This is a genomic window from Hydrogenophaga crocea (genome assembly GCF_011388215.1).
Lineage (GTDB): Bacteria > Pseudomonadota > Gammaproteobacteria > Burkholderiales > Burkholderiaceae_C > Hydrogenophaga > Hydrogenophaga crocea.
Window position 1 is genome coordinate 768,520 of sequence record NZ_CP049989.1, and the last position, 16,056, is coordinate 784,575.

Genomic DNA, 16,056 nt, shown 5'->3' on the forward strand with positions numbered 1-16,056 from the left:
AACCGGGTCCCGCAGCCTCTGCGGCGTTGACCCGATTGGCATCACCGATCGGGGGCCTGCTTGGTCTGCCGAACGATCTCGTTCAGCACGGTGTCTGCCTGCGGGCCCGCGGCCGAATGGATCCACGGCGCTGCCTGGGCGGGATCGGTCTGGCCCTGCCGGGCCGGTGCGTAAGCCTGCGCACAGGGCAGGTCTATTTCCGTTTCGCCATGCGCCAGTGTCAGAAACGCCTCAGCCAGCCGGGTAAGCACCATGCGGTCTTGTGGGTGCAGGCCGACGCCTTGGGCTGCCTGTGCCAGGTCCTCGCCCAAGGCCGTGCATGTGTCGATGCAGGCTTTGGTTTTCTTCGTCAACTCGGTGCAACACCGCGTGAAGGCGGTGCGCGCTTTGGCCAGGGCCTGGGGCAGGGACGCAGGGGCCACGCACTGGGCTTGTTCGCGGCGGGTGGCTTTCAGCCGCTGCGCCAGGTGGGCGTCGCGCACCAGGGCGTCGAGCTGCTGCAAAGCGCCTGGCCATGAAGTCGCCCAGACCGACCTTTCGCAGTTTCAGCTCGGTCCGCTGGCCGCGGGCCCGAACGTCGAAGATCTTGCCGTGGTTCTTTTCGGAATGGCTCCAGGTGAGCAGCTGCGGAACCAGGCTCGAAGGGAGGGGGCGTGAGAGGGTGTTGTGCGCGGGCATGGCCGGGGAGGGTGTTCGCTTCTGCTTGTGGGTGACGCACGCAGGCCCGATCTGCCCGACGGGCTGGAGGCTTGGCCTGATCAGGACTGCTCGTCAGGCGCTGGTGTGGGCCGGGACATCTGTCTCTCGAACCTGGCGATCTGGAATGCCTCTGCGGCCTCTTGAAAGACCGCATTCATGTCGGCCTGTATGCGCTCGTGGATATCGCAGACCAACCTTGCGGTCTCGATCTGGGTGCGCTCCTCAGCGCCCTTGCCATGCGGTTCGCTCTCCAGATTTTTCAGAACCTCGGCAGCCTCGGCGGCCTCCTCCTGCGCTTCCTGTGCAAGCACCTCACAGTCGCTCAAGTACGACCCGGTGCTGAAGGCCACAAAGCCCAGGACCTGCCTGCTTTGCAACAGCGCGTGATGGCGTTGCGCCGCGAGCAAATCGGCCCGCACTCGCTGGATCTGCGCGGCGCGCACCGCGTTGTCGACGTTGCTGCTTGTGCTCGCCTGACGCGGCAACACAAGCTGAAGGCGGTTCTGCGCGGTCTTGCCGCTCACGTCGCTGGTGTTCTTCGAAGCCAGGAGCTTCTGCAAGGTGTCGGTGAGGACATTGATCTTGATCTCGGCGAACCGCAGTTGTGGCGGCCTCGGCGCCGGGACTTGCTCAACCATTCGGGGCGACACGGCGGGCGAAACGGGCTGTGGCTCCTCAGCCCAGGCTTCGTTCTCCGCGTGTTCGATGTCTAGCGGCTGCAGCGGTTGATGGGCATCGTCAAAGGTGTCGCGATCCTCTGGTTCCGGAAACGCCGCCGCATTGCCTTCGTCTGCTTCCAACGGGGCTGGATCGCTGACCACGTTGTCGTCAATGCGTGCCGCCTCGTCGGCATTGAACGCGACCCAAGCCTCCCGCACGACCTGTTCCATTTCGGCGTGTATGCGATTGCTGATCTTTAGGACCAAGCGGGCTGTCTCAGCGCGGGCGAATTCCTCGGAGCCACCTTGCGATGCGCCCTCCATGCGATTCAGAACCTCGGCGGCCTTGTCGGCATCGTTCTTCGTGTCCTGTTCGAACCGCTGGCATTCGCTCAGGTACGAGTTGGCCGTGAATGCCGAAAGGTCAGGGATCTGCGTGCTTTGCAACAGCGTGAGATGGCGTTGTGCAGCGAGCGAATCGGCGCGCACGCGCTGAATTTGGGCCGTGCGAATCGCGTTGTTGACGTCTTTGCTCTTGCTCGCCTGGCGCGGCAACAGATCCTCGAGGCGCTTCTTCATGGCCTTGCTGCTCGCACTGCTTGTCTTCTGCTGCGCCTGGAGCTTTCGCAATTCTTCCCCAAGGATACGAACCTTGATCTCGGCGAGCCTCAGCGGCGGCGACAACGGTGCCTGGACTTCGTCGGTTTCCGGCGGCTCAAGCTCGAACAAGACCGGATCGATCCTGCTGCCTTGCGTCTCGAGGTCGTCCGTGAAGTACGGCTCGCCGCGCAACAGCCGCAAGGCCATTTGCTGCCGATCACCGTCGGAACTGCAGCCCATGGTGGCCACCTGGTACAGGGCACCCTGATAACTGTCGGGCGCGCTCAGGAAGGGAATCAGCTTCTTCAGAATGCTCTCGCCATAGGTGCGAAGCGCGACGCGCTCACTGGGGAGCAAGCTGATGGACAAGGCGTGCGTGCGCATCAGCCGGATGGCCAGTTCTCCCAGGTCTTTGATCGCCGCGTCGTGAGCCTGGACCAGTGCTTGGGATGCTGCGTGGAACGCATGCGCGTCGCTGTTTTTGGCGGCTTCTTCGGCCTGCAGTCTGCGTTCAGCGAGGCCTTGCAGAATGCTCGCAGGCTGGTCGATCCAACGCTTCTGGAGCAGCATGCCTGCATGGTAGAACCCGTTGCGCCGATAGGGATCTCGGGTCAGCTTCTTCTGTTCCCGAAGCAGCCGTGTCTTCTCTTGCGGCGTGTTGTTGGCTCCGAGGAGCGCTTGTTCGCCGAGGGCTTCGAAGTACCGTTTGGCTCGGTATTGATGGAGCTTGAAGGTGCGGCGGTCTGCTTTGCTGGCGGTCTTGTCGGCCTTTTGAGCTTCTTGAGGCGTGCGGAAAGCGCCGAAGGCCTCGAAGTCGATGCGAAATGCATTCAGCAGGTCGTTCTCGGCGGCGTCCACCAGCACTTTTGCAATGGCTCGGACATCCGGCGATTTTTGTGACATGCGCCGCAGACCGGCATGGGCCTCCGTGGCGGCAGCCGCGGTCTCCTCGGCGATCTCGGATTCGGTGGTCAACAGCGCCCCATTGACCAGCTTCATTTTCTCAGCCACCTCCTGCGCGCTGAACTGGACCTTTTCGTCTTTCGAGAGCCACCGGATCAGGTCCAGGGCGGCATTGAAGGGCAGGAGATCGTTTTTGCGGATGGCGATGCCATTGATGCCGGTTCCCGCTTCATCGACAAGGCTCTGGATCGCGAGATGCACCGGGCCTTTCGCGGGCTCCTCCACCCGGGCGCGCCAGCGGGCCCGCATGCGCTGCAGGAAGCTCGGGGTCGGTCGCGCCTTGGTGTGCCGCGCGGCGGCCGCGGGCTCGGCCATGGCCTTGATGTTCGGGCTGGTCTTGTCGCTGACCTGGCTTCGGGGCTGCGAAGGGCCATTGCGGAGGGAGGAGAGGGTGTTCTTGAACATGGCGCGTGCAGGGTGCGTTGGCTCGATGGCGGCGCGGGCTCAGGCGCGCAGTGCCGAGGCCGGCCCCATGGGCGGCGCTGCCGAAGGGTTCGCGGCGGCGCCCGGGCTCGCCGCCTGCCCGATGCGCTGCAGTGCCAGCGTCCAAAGCGCCTGCTCCGCGCCAAAGCGCAGCAGTTGATCGGGCAGTTCGGGCCCTTGCAGCGCCGACGCCGGCAGATCGGTCATCAACAGCCACTCGCCCTCGTCGTCGCGGCCCACGCGCAGCGGGCCGTGCTCGGGCCACTGGGCGTTGTGCAGCAGGGCGGCCCGGCTGGCCGCCAGTTCGTGCTCGGGCTCGGGTTGGCCCAGGGGGGCGGTGAGCACCAGGCGCGGCGGCTCGTCGGCCCATTCGGCCAGCAGTTCGTGGCCACTGGCCAGCGCCAGCACCCAGGCGCTCGAATCCAGCCGTGTCACCATGCCCAGCTCGGGCACCGCCTGCGTCGCCTGATCGAGCGCGGTGTCGACGTCGTCGGGGGTGAGCAGGGGCATGGGGCACTCCGGGCGGTGGAATGCGTGTGGGTGCCCCCAGGCCCCACCCCGATCCGGGCTTAAGCCTTCACGACTCGGTCAAAAGACCGGCCTCAGCGCCGCTTGGCGCCCAGCTTGCGGTAGATGGTGGCGCGGCTGATGCCGAGCGCGCGCGCGGCTTCCATCACGTTGCCACGCGCGTCGTCCACCGCTTTGCGGATCATCGAGGTTTCGAAGTCCTTGAGCGGCACGCCCTGGGGCGCGGGCGCGCTGCGCGCGGCGCGGCGTTCGGGCTGGGCCAGCACCTGCAGACGCAGGCCCGACCACAGCGGCACCTCCTGCGCGCCCAGGTGGGCGGTGGCGGCGTCGAACAGGCTTTCCACCGGGGCCGCGAAGTACAGGCTCGCGTGGCCGGCCTCCTGGCCCATGGGCACGCACAGCATGTCGGCCGCGGGGCGGTTGAGGCCAGTGATGGCGCCGTCGGCGTCGAGGCAGACCAGGCCGTCGCTGTCGTCGCCGAGCACGCGGCCGGGCCAGTTCATGCGCAGCAGCAGGTGGTGCGGCCGCGCCAGGGCCAGCGCGTTCTCGATGCTGCGCGCCGACTGCGACACCAGGTGCTTGAGCGCGGGTTGCTCGGTCACGTTCACGCCTGTGAGGTCGAGCATGCCCACACAGCGGCCGTCCGGGTCCCAGATGGGCGCGCCGGCGCAGCTGTAGATGCTGGTGGCGTCGAAGAAGTGTTCGCCGCGGTGCAGCCACACCGGCTGCAGGTCGGTCAGCGCCATGCCGATGGCGGTCGTGCCCACGGCGCGCTCGGACAGGTCCACGCCGAGCCGGGCGATGCGGCTGACGCTGGGCTCGTGCAGGTCCACCGGGCCGTTGACGTCGATCACCACGCCTTGCGCGTCGGTGAGGATGGCGAAGTAGCGCGTGTGCGCCATGGCCCGGGAGAGCGAGCGGATCACCGGCGCGGCCGCCTGCAGCAGGGGCTGGCTGGCTTCCATGGCGCGGCGCGCCTGGGCCGCGCTCACCGGGTCGAAGCTCACGCTGCGCCGCGGGTCCAGCCCTTGCTGCAGACAGCGCCGCCACGAGCGCGCCACCCACGGCGCCAGGCGCGGGCCGGCTTCGGGGTTGCGGCCGTCGAGCACGGCGCGGCGGGCCTGTTCGATCAGGGCCAGCCGGTCGTGGGCGGGAGAGGGGGGGCTGAGCGGCATGGAGGCCATTGGAGCAGTCCGTTCGGGGAGGATCAACCGATGACCGCGCCGCTGGGGGGCGGGGCCTCGGTGCTGGGCAGGCTGACGGGCAGGCCGGTGTCTTGCGCCAGCCGCTCGAGGTCGTCGGGCGTGTCGAGGTCGCGCACATGCCGCGGGTTGTCGGTGGGCCAGGCGGCCACCGCGTCGGGCTGATCGCGGCGCCAGGCGCGCAGGCCGCCGTGGCCGCGGCCGCGCAGCGTGGCGCAGGCGATCTCGTCGAGCACCACCGGGTGGCCGGGCTGGCCGTTCACCGTGGGCACCAGGGCATGCAGCCCGCGCTCGCGCCGATCGAAGGCGTCGAGCGCGGCCTGCAGCGCGGACGCATCGAGCAGGGGCAGGTCGGCCAGCAGCACTAGGAGCCGGTCGGGCATGGCGGTGAGGTGGCGCAGGCCGGTGTGCAGGGAGTCGGACGGGTCGTCACCGGGCTGGGGGTTGCGCACCACCAGGGGCCAGAGCGCGCGCGGCAGGGTGTTGAGGTGGCGCAGGATGGCCGCGCCGTGCGGGCCGCCGACCACCAGCACGGTGTTCACCGCGGGCAGCGCCTGCAGCGATTCGAGCAGCCGCTGCAGCAGCGTGCGGCCGCCGAGGCGCACCAGGCATTTGGGAATGCTCCCCAGGCGCTGGCCCGCACCGGCGGCCAGTATCAGCGCGGTGGTGGTCATGCGGCAGGTGTCTCGTTTTGGAACAGCACCCCCGTATCCTGCACGAAGCGTGCCCGGCGCGGGTTCAGTCGGCTTCGCGCACGAAGCAGGCCACGGGCTCATTGGGGTCGATCTCGAGCCGGTCCTTGGCCTCGCCCACCGCGAGGTCGCGCGGCAGCGGCACGCCGTTCTTCACGGCCAGCAGCTCGGCCATCACGCTCACCGCGATCTCGGCCGGCGTCTTGCTGCCGATGTAGATGCCGATGGGCCCGCGCAGGCGCGCCAGGCCCTCCTCGGTCTGGTCGAAGTGCTCGATGAGCCGCGCGTGGCGCAGCGCCTGGTTGCGCCGCGAGCCGATGGCGCCGATGTAGAAGGCCTCGGTCTCCAGCGCTTCGAGCAGCGCCAGGTCGTCGAGCTTGGGGTCGTGGGTGAGGGCGACGATGGCGGTGCGCCGGTCGGCGCGGAAGCCGCGCACCAGGTCGTCGGGCATCTCGTGCGAAAGCGTCACGCCCGGCACCTGCCAGGCCCCGCGGTATTCCTCGCGCGGGTCGCAGACGGTGACCGAGAAGCCGCTGAACAGCGCCATGGTGGCCAGGTACTCGGTGAGCTGGCCGGCGCCGATCATGAGCAGCCGGTACTCGGGGCCGAAGGCGTTGTGCAGCCAGCCCTCGTGCTCGCGCAGCGCCTCGGGCTGTTCGATGTCGGTGAGCACCACGCGGCCGGTGGCGATCTCGGTGCTGCGCTGGGCCATGCGGCCCGCGCTCAGGCGCGCCACCAGGTCGTCGAGCGTGGCCGCGTCGGGGTTGAATTCGAGCAGCAGTTCCAGCGTGCCGCCGCAGGGCAGGCCGAAGCGGTGGGCCTCGTCGGCGCTCACGCCGTACTTCACCTTGCGCGGCGGGCCGTCCTGCAGGGCGTCGCGGTAGCGGTGGATCAGGTCGTCCTCGATGCAGCCGCCCGAGACCGAGCCCACCACCGCGCCGCCCTCGCACAGGGCCATGATGGAGCCCACCGGGCGCGGCGAACTGCCCCAGGTGCGCATGACGGTGGCCAGCAGCGTGGCCTTGCCCGCGCGCCGCCAGTCCAGCAGGGTGCGCAGCACGAAAAGATCGAGGTTTTCCATGGTCGGTGTCACCGCCAGGCGGCGGTGAAGAAGAAGGCAGCGGCAATGACGAAGACGGCCCCGAACCGGGGTGGCGGTGCCCGCATTTTTCCTCGAAGCGTCGGCCGCAGCCGTCGGTGATGCCTTTGGCCGCACGGTCGACAAGGCGTTGGCCGGGCTGGGCGATCTTGCCACCCACGGCGGACCTGGCGGTCGGGTTGGGGTGCGTGTGTCCGCTGTCGCAATCTGAGACTTTGTGGGGCCGGCAAACATCCCACTGGGGTTAACCCTAGGCGATTCGGTGCGGTCGGCTTCAAACAATCGTATGCAGACGCTTGCATACGTCCCGCTTTGCAAGGCGTCGCCCCACAGGAGACAAGAATGCAGAAGGTGCTTCACATCAACCCCGACAAATGCACGGGTTGCCTGCAGTGCGAGATGGCGTGTTCGTTCGAGAACTACGGCATCTACGCCACGTCGAAGTCGCGCATCAAGGTGTTCGACTTCCACCACACGGGCAAGAAGGTGCCCTACACCTGCACGCAGTGCGACGAGGCCTGGTGCCTGCACGCCTGCCCGGTGGAGGCCATCAAGGTCGACAAGGACACCGGCGCCAAGGTGGTCAACGAGACCACCTGCGTGGGCTGCAAGGTCTGCACCATCGCCTGCCCGTTCGGCACCATCAACTACGTGCAGGAAACCGGCAAGGTGCAGAAGTGCGACCTCTGCGGTGGCGACCCGGCCTGCGCCGACGCCTGCCCCACCGGCGCGATCACCTTCATCGACGCCAACTGGACCGGCATCGACCGCATGAAACAGTGGGCCGACAAGCTGGGCAACCAGCCGAGCGCCGCCTGACCCGTAGCCGCACAAGGAGACCCTCATGTCCTGGGCTGGAAAAATCCTCCGCGTCAACCTGAGCGCGGGCACCGTCACCTCCGAACCGCTGAACATGCAGTGGGCCCGCGCCTACATCGGCTCGCGCGGCCTCGGCAGCAAGTACCTTACGAGCGAGGTCGACCCCAAGGTCGACCCGCTCTCGCCGGACAACAAGATCATCTGGGCCACCGGCCCGCTGACCGGCACCATGGCCTCCACCGGCGGCCGCTACACCGTGATCACCAAGGGCCCGCTCACGGGCGCCATCGCCTGCTCGAACTCGGGCGGCTACTGGGGCGCCGAGCTCAAGATGGCGGGCTGGGACATGGTGATCTTCGAGGGCAAGAGCCCCAAGCCCGTGTTCCTCTACATCAACGACGACGTGGCCGAGCTGCGCGACGCCTCGCACCTGTGGGGCCAGACGGTGTGGAAGACCGAGGAGATGGTCAAGACCCAGCTCCAGGACCCGCTGGTGCGCGTCTCCTGCATCGGCCAGGCCGGTGAGAACCAGGTGCTCTACGCCGCCGTGGTCAACGACCTGCACCGCGCGGCCGGCCGCTCGGGCGTGGGCGCGGTGATGGGCAGCAAGAACCTCAAGGCCATTGCGGTGCGCGGCACCAAGGGCGTGGGCAACATCCGCGACCCCAAGGCCTTCATGCAGGTCACCAAGGAGAAGAAGAAGATCCTGGCGGAGAACGCGGTCACCGGTCAGGGCCTGCCCACCTATGGCACCCAGGTGCTGATGAACGTGATCAACGAGGTGGGCGCGCTGCCCACGCGCAACCACCGCGACGTGCAGTTCGAAGGCGCCAAGGACATCTCGGCCGAGGCCATGGCCACGCCGCGCGAGAGCGACGGCAAGAAGCACCTGGTGACCAACCAGGCCTGCTTCGGGTGCACCATCGCGTGCGGTCGCATCAGCAAGATCGACGAGACCCACTTCACCGTGCAAAACAAGCCGCAGTACTGGGGCGCCAGCGGCGGCCTTGAATACGAAGCGGCCTGGGCGCTGGGCGCGGCCAACGGCGTGAACGACCTCGAGGCCCTGCAGTACGCCAACCTGCTGTGCAACGAGTACGGCATGGACCCCATCAGCTTCGGCGCCACCGTGGGCGCGGTGATGGAGCTCTACGAAATGGGCGTGCTCACCAAGGAGCAGATCGGCGTGGACGCGCCCTTCGGCTCGGCCGCCGCGCTCGCCGCCTTCGCCGAGATGACCGGCAAGGGCGAGGGCTTCGGCAAGGAGATCGGCCTGGGTTCGGCGCGCCTCACGAAGAAGTACGGCCACCCCGACCTCTCGATGAGCGTGAAGGGCCAGGAATTCCCCGCCTACGACGGCCGCGCCATCCAGGGCATCGGCCTGGCCTACGCCACCAGCAACCGCGGCGCGTGCCACCTGCGCGGCTACACCATCGCCTCGGAAGTGCTGGGCATCCCGGTCAAGACCGACCCGGTGGAGAGCGAGGGCAAGCCCGAACTCGTGAAGGCCTTCCAGGACGCCACCGCCGCGTTCGATTCGTCGGGCCTGTGCGTGTTCACCACCTTCGCCTGGGGCGTGGCCGATCTGGCCCCGCAACTGCAGGCCGCGTGCGACGAGCAGTACACCACCGAGGAACTCGAAAAGATCGGCGAGCGCATCTGGAACATGGAGCGCGAGTTCAACAACGCCGCGGGCTTCACCAAGGCCGACGACTCGCTGCCCAAGCGCCTGCTCACCGAGGCCGCCAAGACCGGCCCCGCCAAGGGCATGGTCAGCAAGCTGCCCGAGATGCTGCCCAAGTACTACGCGGCGCGCGGCTGGGACAGCGAAGGCCGCCCCACCGCGGAAACCAAGGCGCGGCTCGGCCTGTAAGCACGCATGCACCACGTCATCCTCGGCGCCGGCCCGTCCGGCGTGATCGCGGCCGAGACCATTCGCAAGCACGCGCCGCTCGACACCATCACCCTCGTGGGCGATGAGGCCGAGCCGCCGTACTCGCGCATGGCCATTCCCTACCTGCTCATCGGCAACATCGACGAGCGCGGCACCTACCTGCGCAAGGGCGCGTCGCACTACGACGCGCTGCGCGTGCGCCAGGTGCGCGCGCGCGCCACGGCGGTCGACAGCGCGCGCCGCACCGTCACGCTCGACGACGGCCAGACCCTGGCCTTCGACAAGCTGCTGATCGCCACCGGCTCGCACCCGGTGCGTCCGCCCATCCCGGGCATGGATGCACCCGGTGTGCACCCGTGCTGGACGCTGGAAGACGCGCGCGCCATCATGGCGCGCGCCAAGCCCGGCGCACGCGTGCTGCAGATGGGCGCCGGCTTCATCGGCTGCATCATCATGGAGGCGCTCAAGCAGCGCGGCGTGGCGCTGAGCGTGGTGGAGATGGGCGACCGCATGGTGCCGCGCATGATGGGTCCCACCGCGGGCGGCATGATCAAGCGCTGGTGCGAAGCCCAGGGCGTGAAGGTCTACACCGGCACGCGCGTGGAAGCCATCGAGCCCCAGGCCGGTGGCGCTCTGCGCGTGAAGCTCTCGGGCGGCGACACGGTGGAGGCCGATCTCGTGATCAGCGCCACCGGCGTGCGCCCGGCCATCGGCTTCCTGAAAGACTCGGGCATCACCTGCCTGCAGGGCGTGCTCACCGACGAGCACCTGCAGACCAACGTGCCCGGCATCTACGCCGCGGGCGACTGCGCGGAGGCCTACGACAAGGTCAGCGGCAAAACCATCGTGAGCGCGATCCAGCCCAACGCCGCCGAGCAGGCGCGCGTGGCCGCGCTCAACATGGTGGGGCAGGTGGCCGAGCTCAAGGGCGTCACGCAGATCAACGTGCTCGACACCCTGGGCATGATCTCGGCCAGCTTCGGCAACTGGGAAGGCGTGCCCGGCGGCGAACACGTGGAGCTCACCGACCTGAACGCCGGCCGCCACCTGAGCCTGCAGTTCAAGGGCGATCAGCTCGTGGGCTGCAACTCGGTGGGCTGGACCGAACACGTGGGCGTGATGCGCGGCCTGGTCGAAGGCCAGGTGAAGCTGGGCGAGTGGAAGGACAAGCTCAAGGCCGACCCGACGCGCCTGATGGACGCCTACCTGGCGTCCGCGCAGGCGCAAGGCCACTGGGCCGGTGCCGGCGACACGCGCCGACGCTGAACATGAGCCCCCACGCTCCGCCGCTGCGCGGGTCGCTGCCCCCCGAGGGGGCTGCCCCGCCTTGGGGCGGCCCGGCGGCGGGGCGTCCTCACGGACTCCCATGAAGATCACCTTCAAGCTCTTCGCCACCCTCACCGACTACCTGCCGCACGAGGCGCGCCGCGCCAACCAGGTCGATCTCGACGTGGCGCCCGGCACCACCGTGCAGCAGGTGATCGACCCCTACGGCATGCCGCCCAAGCTCGTCCACCTGGTGCTGGTGAACGGGCGCTTCGTGCCGCCCGAGCAGCGCGCGGGCACGGCGCTCGCCGACGGCGACGTGCTCGCCGTGTGGCCGCCCATCGCGGGCGGCTGAAGCGGCGACCTGCGCCGCCCGCACCGTGCAAAGCCACTACCCCGAGCGCTTCGAGCGCGACATGGGCTGCACCGAGGCCGACTGGCTGCGTTGGCTGCCCGATGCCATCGGTGCCGCGGCGTGGCAGCTCGGGCCGGATCGCGCGCAGGTCGAGCTGCCTCCGGGCCGCCTCGAACTGCGCTGGCAGCTCATGCCGCCGCGCACCATCGCGCTGGTGCGCCTGCCCGTGCTGCGCGTGGCCTTCCGCTTCGAAGGCCTGAACGACGCGCAGCGCCTGGCCTTCATGCGTCGCTTCGACCTGTACATGCAGCGCGGCGGCGGCTGAGGCTTGCACAGGCGTATCGCGGCGCTTTGCAAACGGTGACGCGCGCGCCAATTAGTGCGCTCGCGGTAGTGCCGCAGAGACAGGCCCCTCCTAACCTCGCGGGCGTTTCCAAGGAGGGCGCCCCGTGAGCGCGAAACGCAACATCGAGCACGACAGCGAATTCAGCAACCCGGTGTACGCCGCCAAGATGCGGCGCAAGCGCTGGTTGCGCCGCCTGTGCGTGCTGCTCGGCATCGCCCTGGCGATCGTGCTCTGGGGCCTGGGCTTCAAGGGGGCCCGCCTGTGAGCACACCCAACCCGAACAAGCCCCGGTCCGGCTGGGCCGAAGGCGACTGCTACAGCCTTGAACTCGTGCCCGCCCCCCAGCCGCGCCGGCGCTGGCGCCGCTGGCTGCTCGGGCTGCTGCTCATCGGCTTGCTCGTGGTGGCGGCCGTGGTGGCCGTGTGGCTGCACAAGGCCCAGCGCATCGACGCCCCTCAACCACCCGCCAGGTTGCGCAGCAGGTAGCGCGCCAGGGCCTTCCAGAAATCCAGGCCCGAATGCTGGTCCCACACCAGCGACACGTCGGCCACCGCCTTGTGGCCGATCATGGCGAGCAGGCCGACGATGCACACGATGGCCACGGCCTGCAGCACTGTCTGCGAGGAGGGCGCTTTCATCGGCGTTGGCGCCTCGCCCACCGCCCTCACACGTGCCCGAAATCCCGCCGCAGCGTGGGCAGGCCCACGCCCGCGGCGTCGAAGCCGCCGTCGACCGCGAGCACCTGACCGGTCACGTAGCTCGCCTCGGGCGAGCACAGAAAGCCGATGCCGTTGGCGATCTCTTCTTCGGTGCCGTAGCGCGCGAGCGGCACGGTGTCGTGGTAGTCGGCGCGGATGGCCGGGGTGTGCACCTGCTTGGCCATGGCGGTTTCCACCGGGCCGGGCGCGATCGCGTTGCAGCGGATGCCCAGGCCCGCGAGTTCCACCGCCTGCTGCTTGGTGAGGTGGATCAGCGCGGCCTTGCTCGTGCCGTACGCCACGCGCAAGGTGCTCGCGCGCAGGCCCGAGATGGACGCGATGTTCACGATCGCACCGCCGCCGTTGCGCCGCATCACCGGCACGCAGGCCTGGCTCAGCAGGAACACGCCGTCGAGGTTGGTCGCCATCACGTAGCGCCACTCTTCGAAGCTGGTCTGCACCAGCGGCTTGAACACGGCCACGCCCGCGTTGTTCACGAGCGCGTCGATGCGGCCCAGCGCGGCGTCCACCTGCGCCACCATTGCCGCCACCTGCGCGGGGTCGGACACGTCGGCGTGCACGGCCAGCGCGCGTCCCGGGCTTTCGGCCTCCAGCGCGGCGTGGGCCGTGGTGAGGGCGGGCGCGTCCTTGTCGACCACGGCCACGCGCCAGCCGCGTGCGAGGAACCAGCGCGCGCTGGCCAGGCCGATGCCGCGCGCGGCGCCGGTGACGATCGCCACGCGCTCGGGCGTGGCCTGCAGGGCTTGCAGGGATTCGGACATGGCGCGCTCAGTTGCGCGTCTGGTCGACGAGCTTGTTCTTGGCGATCCAGGGCATCATGGCGCGCAGCTGGGCGCCCACCACCTCGATGCTGTGCGCGGCCGTGTTGCGCCGGCGCGCGGTCATGCTCGGGTAGCCGGTGCGGCCTTCGAGGATGAACATCTTGGCGTAGTCGCCGTTCTGGATGCGCTTGAGCGCGTTGCGCATGGCCGCGCGCGACTGCTCGTTGATCACCTCGGGGCCGGTCACGTACTCGCCGAACTCCGCGTTGTTGGAGATCGAGTAGTTCATGTTCGCAATGCCGCCTTCGTAGATCAGGTCCACGATGAGCTTGAGCTCGTGCAGGCACTCAAAGTAGGCCATCTCGGGCGCGTAGCCGGCTTCCACCAGCGTCTCGTAGCCCATCTTGATCAGCTCGACCGCGCCGCCGCACAGCACGGCCTGCTCGCCGAACAGGTCGGTCTCGGTCTCTTCCTTGAAGTTGGTCTCGATGATGCCGGCCTTGCCGCCGCCGTTGGCCATGGCGTAGCTCAGCGCCAGGTCGCGCGCCTTGCCCGTCTTGTCCTGGTGCACCGCCACCAGGTGCGGCACGCCGCCGCCCTGGGTGTAGGTGCTGCGCACGGTGTGGCCCGGGGCCTTGGGCGCGACCATCCACACGTCCAGGTCGGCGCGCGGCACCACCTGGTTGTAGTGCACGTTGAAGCCGTGCGCGAAGGCCAGCGAGGCGCCCTGCTTGATGTTGGGCTCGACGTTGTTCTTGTAGACCTCGGCGATCTGCTCGTCGGGCAGCAGGATCATCACCACGTCGGCGGCTTTCACCGCGTCGTTGACTTCCATCACCGTCAGGCCGGCCTTGCCCACCTTGTCCCACGAGGCCCCGCCCTTGCGCAGGCCCACCACCACCTTCACGCCGCTGTCGTTGAGGTTCTGCGCGTGCGCGTGGCCCTGGCTGCCGTAGCCGATGATCGCCACCGTCTTGCCCTTGATGAGGGACAGGTCGCAGTCCTTGTCGTAGAAAACTTTCATGGTGTCTTGTCTGTGGTTGCGGTGAGGGTCACACGGCCGCCGCCGCGGGGGCGTCGGCCATGAGCGATAGCGCCGCCTCGATCACGGCGGCGGGCGAGATGCGGGCCACGGCCTCGAGGCGCGAGGCGTAACCCACGGGGATGCGGGGCGCGCCCAGGCGCGCGATGCGGCAGCCCGTGGCCTGCACCGCGGTGGCGGCCACCTCGGCGCCGAAGCCGCCGGGCTGCACGGCGTCGTGCACCACCAGCAGGCGGCGCGTGCGGGCGGCGTCGCGCAGCACGGTGTCGCGGTCCCAGGGCCAGAGGGTGCCGAGGTCGATCACGCTGGCGTTCACGCCTTGTGCGGCGAGCGCCTCGGCGGCCTGCGTGGCGGTGTGCACCGCGGCCGACCAGCTCACGATGCTGAGGTCGTCGCCCTGGCGCAGCACCTGGGCGCGGCCGGGTTCGTGCACCCGCGTGTCGTCGACCTCGCCCTGCAGGCCCCAGAGCTCCTTGTTCTCCATGTAGATCACCGGGTCCTCGCCGCGCAGGGCCTGGGTCAGCATGCTGTAGTTGTCCTGCGGCGTGGCCGGGCACATCACCACCACGCCGGGCAGGTGGGCGAACCAGGCCTCGAGGCTTTGCGAGTGCTGCGCGGCCGAGTTGGCCCACAGGCCGATGGGCATGCGCATGACCAGCGGCACGCGGCCCTGGCCGCCGAACATGTAGCGGTTCTTCGCGGCCTGGTTGACGATCTCGTCCATGCCGCAGAGCGCGAAGTCGACCACGCGCATCTCGACCACGGGGCGCATGCCGACCAGGGCCATGCCCACGCCAGCGCCCACGATGGTGGCCTCGGAAATCGGCGTGTCGATCACGCGCTCGGCGCCGAAGCGGGCCTGCAGGCCCTTGTACTGCTGGAAGATGCCGCCCCGGCCCACGTCTTCGCCCATCACCACCACGCGCGGGTCGTCGCGCATCGCGTTGGCCACGGCGAGCACGGCCGCTTCGGCATAGGTCATGCGGGTCACAGCCATGCGCCGGCTCCGGTGGTTTGAATGTCGGTGTAGGCCGCGGCCACGTCGGGCGGCGGCGAGGCGTCGGCAAAGGCCACGGCGTCGTCGATCTCGGCCTGCACCTCGGCGTCGATGGCGTCGAGCTGCGCGGCGCTCACGCCGCTGGCCAGCGCACGCGCGCGGGCGCGCTTGAGCGGGTCGGCGTCGAGCGCACCCTGCAGGTCTTGCGGGTCGCGGTAAGCCTGGGTGTCCACCGACACGTGGCCGCGCACGCGCCAGGTGAGGGCGTGCAGCAGCTGCGGGCCTTCGCCCCCGCGCACCTTCGCCACCAGGCGCTCGGCCATCGCCGACACGGCCTCCACGTCGTTGCCGTCCACCGTTTCGCTGGGCACGCCGAGCGCGTTGGCGCGCGCCGCCACGCCCGGGCCGGCGGTGAGGCCGGCGGTGCTGGTGGTGGCCGAGTAGCGGTTGTCTTCGCAGACGAAGAGCACCGGCAGGCGGTACACCGCGGCCCAGTTGAGCGCTTCCAGGAAGGGCCCGCGGTTGATCGCGCCGTCGCCGAAGAAGCAGGCCACCACGTTGGGCTTGCCCTGCAGCTTGAGCGCGTGCGCCGCGCCGCAGGCGATCGGCAGCCCCGCGGTGACCACACCGTTGGCGCCCAGCATGCCGACCGAAAAGTCGGCGATGTGCATGGAGCCGCCCTTGCCGCCGTTGCTGCCATCGGCGCGGCCGAACAGCTCGGCCATCATGCGGCGCACGTTGCCGCCCTTGGCCAGCGTGTGGCCGTGGCCGCGGTGGGTGCTGGTGAGCAGGTCTTCGCGCCGCAGGTGGGCGCACACGCCGGCGGCCACCGCTTCCTGCCCGATGGACAGGTGCAGCGGGCCGCGCACCTTGGCGCGCTCGTCCACCTTGGCGCCGAGCACGCCCACGCCGCCCTGGCTGGCCACTTCGGCCGCGAGTTCGAAGGCGCGGATGCGCGCCATGGTCCGGTAAAGATCGATCATGGGGAGCGG

At 69.2% G+C, this 16,056-nt stretch carries 18 protein-coding genes; 7 read left to right on the forward strand and 11 right to left on the reverse strand.

Annotated features, from left to right (window positions below; translation table 11 throughout):
• Positions 1-41 precede the first annotated feature (41 nt).
• From G9Q37_RS03655 to G9Q37_RS03680, 6 genes are all read right to left on the reverse strand, one after another.
• Complete coding sequence (locus G9Q37_RS03655) at positions 42-503, reverse strand: hypothetical protein (RefSeq protein WP_166224704.1); 462 nt, start codon at positions 501-503, stop codon at positions 42-44.
• 255 nt (positions 504-758) lie between these two features.
• Positions 759-3,326 (reverse strand): hypothetical protein, encoded by a 2,568-nt coding sequence (locus G9Q37_RS03660; protein WP_166224707.1) that lies wholly within the window; start codon positions 3,324-3,326, stop codon positions 759-761.
• 39 nt (positions 3,327-3,365) lie between these two features.
• The gene (locus tag G9Q37_RS03665; protein ID WP_166224710.1) at positions 3,366-3,854 is read right to left on the reverse strand and encodes a type III secretion system chaperone; all 489 of its coding nucleotides are present in this window, start codon (positions 3,852-3,854) and stop codon (positions 3,366-3,368) included.
• 92 nt (positions 3,855-3,946) lie between these two features.
• Positions 3,947-5,056, reverse strand: a complete 1,110-nt coding sequence (locus tag G9Q37_RS03670) for a sigma-54-dependent Fis family transcriptional regulator (RefSeq protein ID WP_166224713.1) — start codon at positions 5,054-5,056, stop codon at positions 3,947-3,949.
• Between the two features lie 23 nt (positions 5,057-5,079).
• Complete coding sequence (locus G9Q37_RS03675) at positions 5,080-5,748, reverse strand: nucleotidyltransferase family protein (protein ID WP_166224716.1); 669 nt, start codon at positions 5,746-5,748, stop codon at positions 5,080-5,082.
• A gap of 64 nt (positions 5,749-5,812) precedes the next feature.
• On the reverse strand, positions 5,813-6,847 hold the full coding sequence (locus G9Q37_RS03680; RefSeq protein ID WP_166224719.1) for an XdhC family protein: 1,035 nt from the start codon (positions 6,845-6,847) through the stop codon (positions 5,813-5,815).
• Positions 6,848-7,207: 360 nt separating this feature from the next.
• On the opposite strand from G9Q37_RS03680, the gene G9Q37_RS03685 reads away from it, so the two are divergent.
• The 7 genes from G9Q37_RS03685 to G9Q37_RS03715 all read left to right on the forward strand — a co-directional run bounded on the left by G9Q37_RS03685 (position 7,208) and on the right by G9Q37_RS03715 (position 12,031).
• Positions 7,208-7,684, forward strand: a complete 477-nt coding sequence (locus G9Q37_RS03685) for a 4Fe-4S dicluster domain-containing protein (protein ID WP_166224722.1) — start codon at positions 7,208-7,210, stop codon at positions 7,682-7,684.
• Between the two features lie 25 nt (positions 7,685-7,709).
• On the forward strand, positions 7,710-9,557 hold the full coding sequence (locus G9Q37_RS03690; protein WP_166224725.1) for an aldehyde ferredoxin oxidoreductase family protein: 1,848 nt from the start codon (positions 7,710-7,712) through the stop codon (positions 9,555-9,557).
• Positions 9,558-9,563: 6 nt separating this feature from the next.
• Positions 9,564-10,844 (forward strand): NAD(P)/FAD-dependent oxidoreductase, encoded by a 1,281-nt coding sequence (locus G9Q37_RS03695; protein WP_166224728.1) that lies wholly within the window; start codon positions 9,564-9,566, stop codon positions 10,842-10,844.
• A 100-nt stretch (positions 10,845-10,944) separates the two neighbouring features.
• On the forward strand, positions 10,945-11,199 hold the full coding sequence (gene thiS / locus G9Q37_RS03700; protein WP_166224731.1) for a sulfur carrier protein ThiS: 255 nt from the start codon (positions 10,945-10,947) through the stop codon (positions 11,197-11,199).
• A 25-nt stretch (positions 11,200-11,224) separates the two neighbouring features.
• Entirely contained in the window at positions 11,225-11,524 is a 300-nt protein-coding gene (locus G9Q37_RS03705; RefSeq protein WP_166224734.1) for a hypothetical protein, read from the forward strand.
• Positions 11,525-11,648: 124 nt separating this feature from the next.
• Positions 11,649-11,810 (forward strand): hypothetical protein, encoded by a 162-nt coding sequence (locus tag G9Q37_RS03710; RefSeq protein WP_166224737.1) that lies wholly within the window; start codon positions 11,649-11,651, stop codon positions 11,808-11,810.
• Positions 11,807-12,031 (forward strand): hypothetical protein, encoded by a 225-nt coding sequence (locus G9Q37_RS03715; RefSeq protein ID WP_166224739.1) that lies wholly within the window; start codon positions 11,807-11,809, stop codon positions 12,029-12,031. The genes G9Q37_RS03710 and G9Q37_RS03715 overlap by 4 nt, the downstream gene beginning before the upstream one ends.
• Here G9Q37_RS03715 and G9Q37_RS03720 read toward each other — a convergent pair.
• The 5 genes from G9Q37_RS03720 to G9Q37_RS03740 are packed head-to-tail and all read right to left on the reverse strand — an operon-like array spanning position 12,001 to position 16,047.
• Complete coding sequence (locus G9Q37_RS03720) at positions 12,001-12,183, reverse strand: hypothetical protein (RefSeq protein WP_166224742.1); 183 nt, start codon at positions 12,181-12,183, stop codon at positions 12,001-12,003. The genes G9Q37_RS03715 and G9Q37_RS03720 overlap by 31 nt on opposite strands.
• Positions 12,184-12,209: 26 nt before the next feature.
• Positions 12,210-13,025, reverse strand: coding sequence for an SDR family NAD(P)-dependent oxidoreductase (locus G9Q37_RS03725; RefSeq protein WP_166224745.1), 816 nt, complete (start codon positions 13,023-13,025; stop codon positions 12,210-12,212).
• A gap of 7 nt (positions 13,026-13,032) precedes the next feature.
• A complete protein-coding gene (ilvC, locus tag G9Q37_RS03730) occupies positions 13,033-14,049 on the reverse strand; it encodes a ketol-acid reductoisomerase (protein WP_166224748.1) in 1,017 nt (338 codons plus the stop codon).
• Between the two features lie 28 nt (positions 14,050-14,077).
• A complete protein-coding gene (locus tag G9Q37_RS03735; RefSeq protein WP_166224751.1) occupies positions 14,078-15,064 on the reverse strand; it encodes an alpha-ketoacid dehydrogenase subunit beta in 987 nt (328 codons plus the stop codon).
• Positions 15,055-16,047, reverse strand: a complete 993-nt coding sequence (locus tag G9Q37_RS03740) for a thiamine pyrophosphate-dependent dehydrogenase E1 component subunit alpha (protein ID WP_166224754.1) — start codon at positions 16,045-16,047, stop codon at positions 15,055-15,057. The genes G9Q37_RS03735 and G9Q37_RS03740 overlap by 10 nt, the downstream gene beginning before the upstream one ends.
• Positions 16,048-16,056: the final 9 nt, after the last annotated feature.

Bases quoted from the DNA above. Each gene is read 5' to 3' on its own strand.
- G9Q37_RS03685 (WP_166224722.1), top strand. From the start codon at position 7,208: ATGCAGAAGGTGCTTCACATCAACCCCGACAAATGCACGGGTTGCCTG.
- G9Q37_RS03720 (WP_166224742.1), bottom strand. From the start codon at position 12,183: ATGAAAGCGCCCTCCTCGCAGACAGTGCTGCAGGCCGTGGCCATCGTG.
- G9Q37_RS03740 (WP_166224754.1), bottom strand. From the start codon at position 16,047: ATGATCGATCTTTACCGGACCATGGCGCGCATCCGCGCCTTCGAACTC.
- thiS (WP_166224731.1), top strand. From the start codon at position 10,945: ATGAAGATCACCTTCAAGCTCTTCGCCACCCTCACCGACTACCTGCCG.
- G9Q37_RS03735 (WP_166224751.1), bottom strand. From the start codon at position 15,064: ATGGCTGTGACCCGCATGACCTATGCCGAAGCGGCCGTGCTCGCCGTG.
- G9Q37_RS03690 (WP_166224725.1), top strand. From the start codon at position 7,710: ATGTCCTGGGCTGGAAAAATCCTCCGCGTCAACCTGAGCGCGGGCACC.
- ilvC (WP_166224748.1), bottom strand. From the start codon at position 14,049: ATGAAAGTTTTCTACGACAAGGACTGCGACCTGTCCCTCATCAAGGGC.
- G9Q37_RS03695 (WP_166224728.1), top strand. From the start codon at position 9,564: ATGCACCACGTCATCCTCGGCGCCGGCCCGTCCGGCGTGATCGCGGCC.
- G9Q37_RS03670 (WP_166224713.1), bottom strand. From the start codon at position 5,056: ATGGCCTCCATGCCGCTCAGCCCCCCCTCTCCCGCCCACGACCGGCTG.
- G9Q37_RS03725 (WP_166224745.1), bottom strand. From the start codon at position 13,025: ATGTCCGAATCCCTGCAAGCCCTGCAGGCCACGCCCGAGCGCGTGGCG.
- G9Q37_RS03680 (WP_166224719.1), bottom strand. From the start codon at position 6,847: ATGGAAAACCTCGATCTTTTCGTGCTGCGCACCCTGCTGGACTGGCGG.
- G9Q37_RS03665 (WP_166224710.1), bottom strand. From the start codon at position 3,854: ATGCCCCTGCTCACCCCCGACGACGTCGACACCGCGCTCGATCAGGCG.
- G9Q37_RS03675 (WP_166224716.1), bottom strand. From the start codon at position 5,748: ATGACCACCACCGCGCTGATACTGGCCGCCGGTGCGGGCCAGCGCCTG.
- G9Q37_RS03660 (WP_166224707.1), bottom strand. From the start codon at position 3,326: ATGTTCAAGAACACCCTCTCCTCCCTCCGCAATGGCCCTTCGCAGCCC.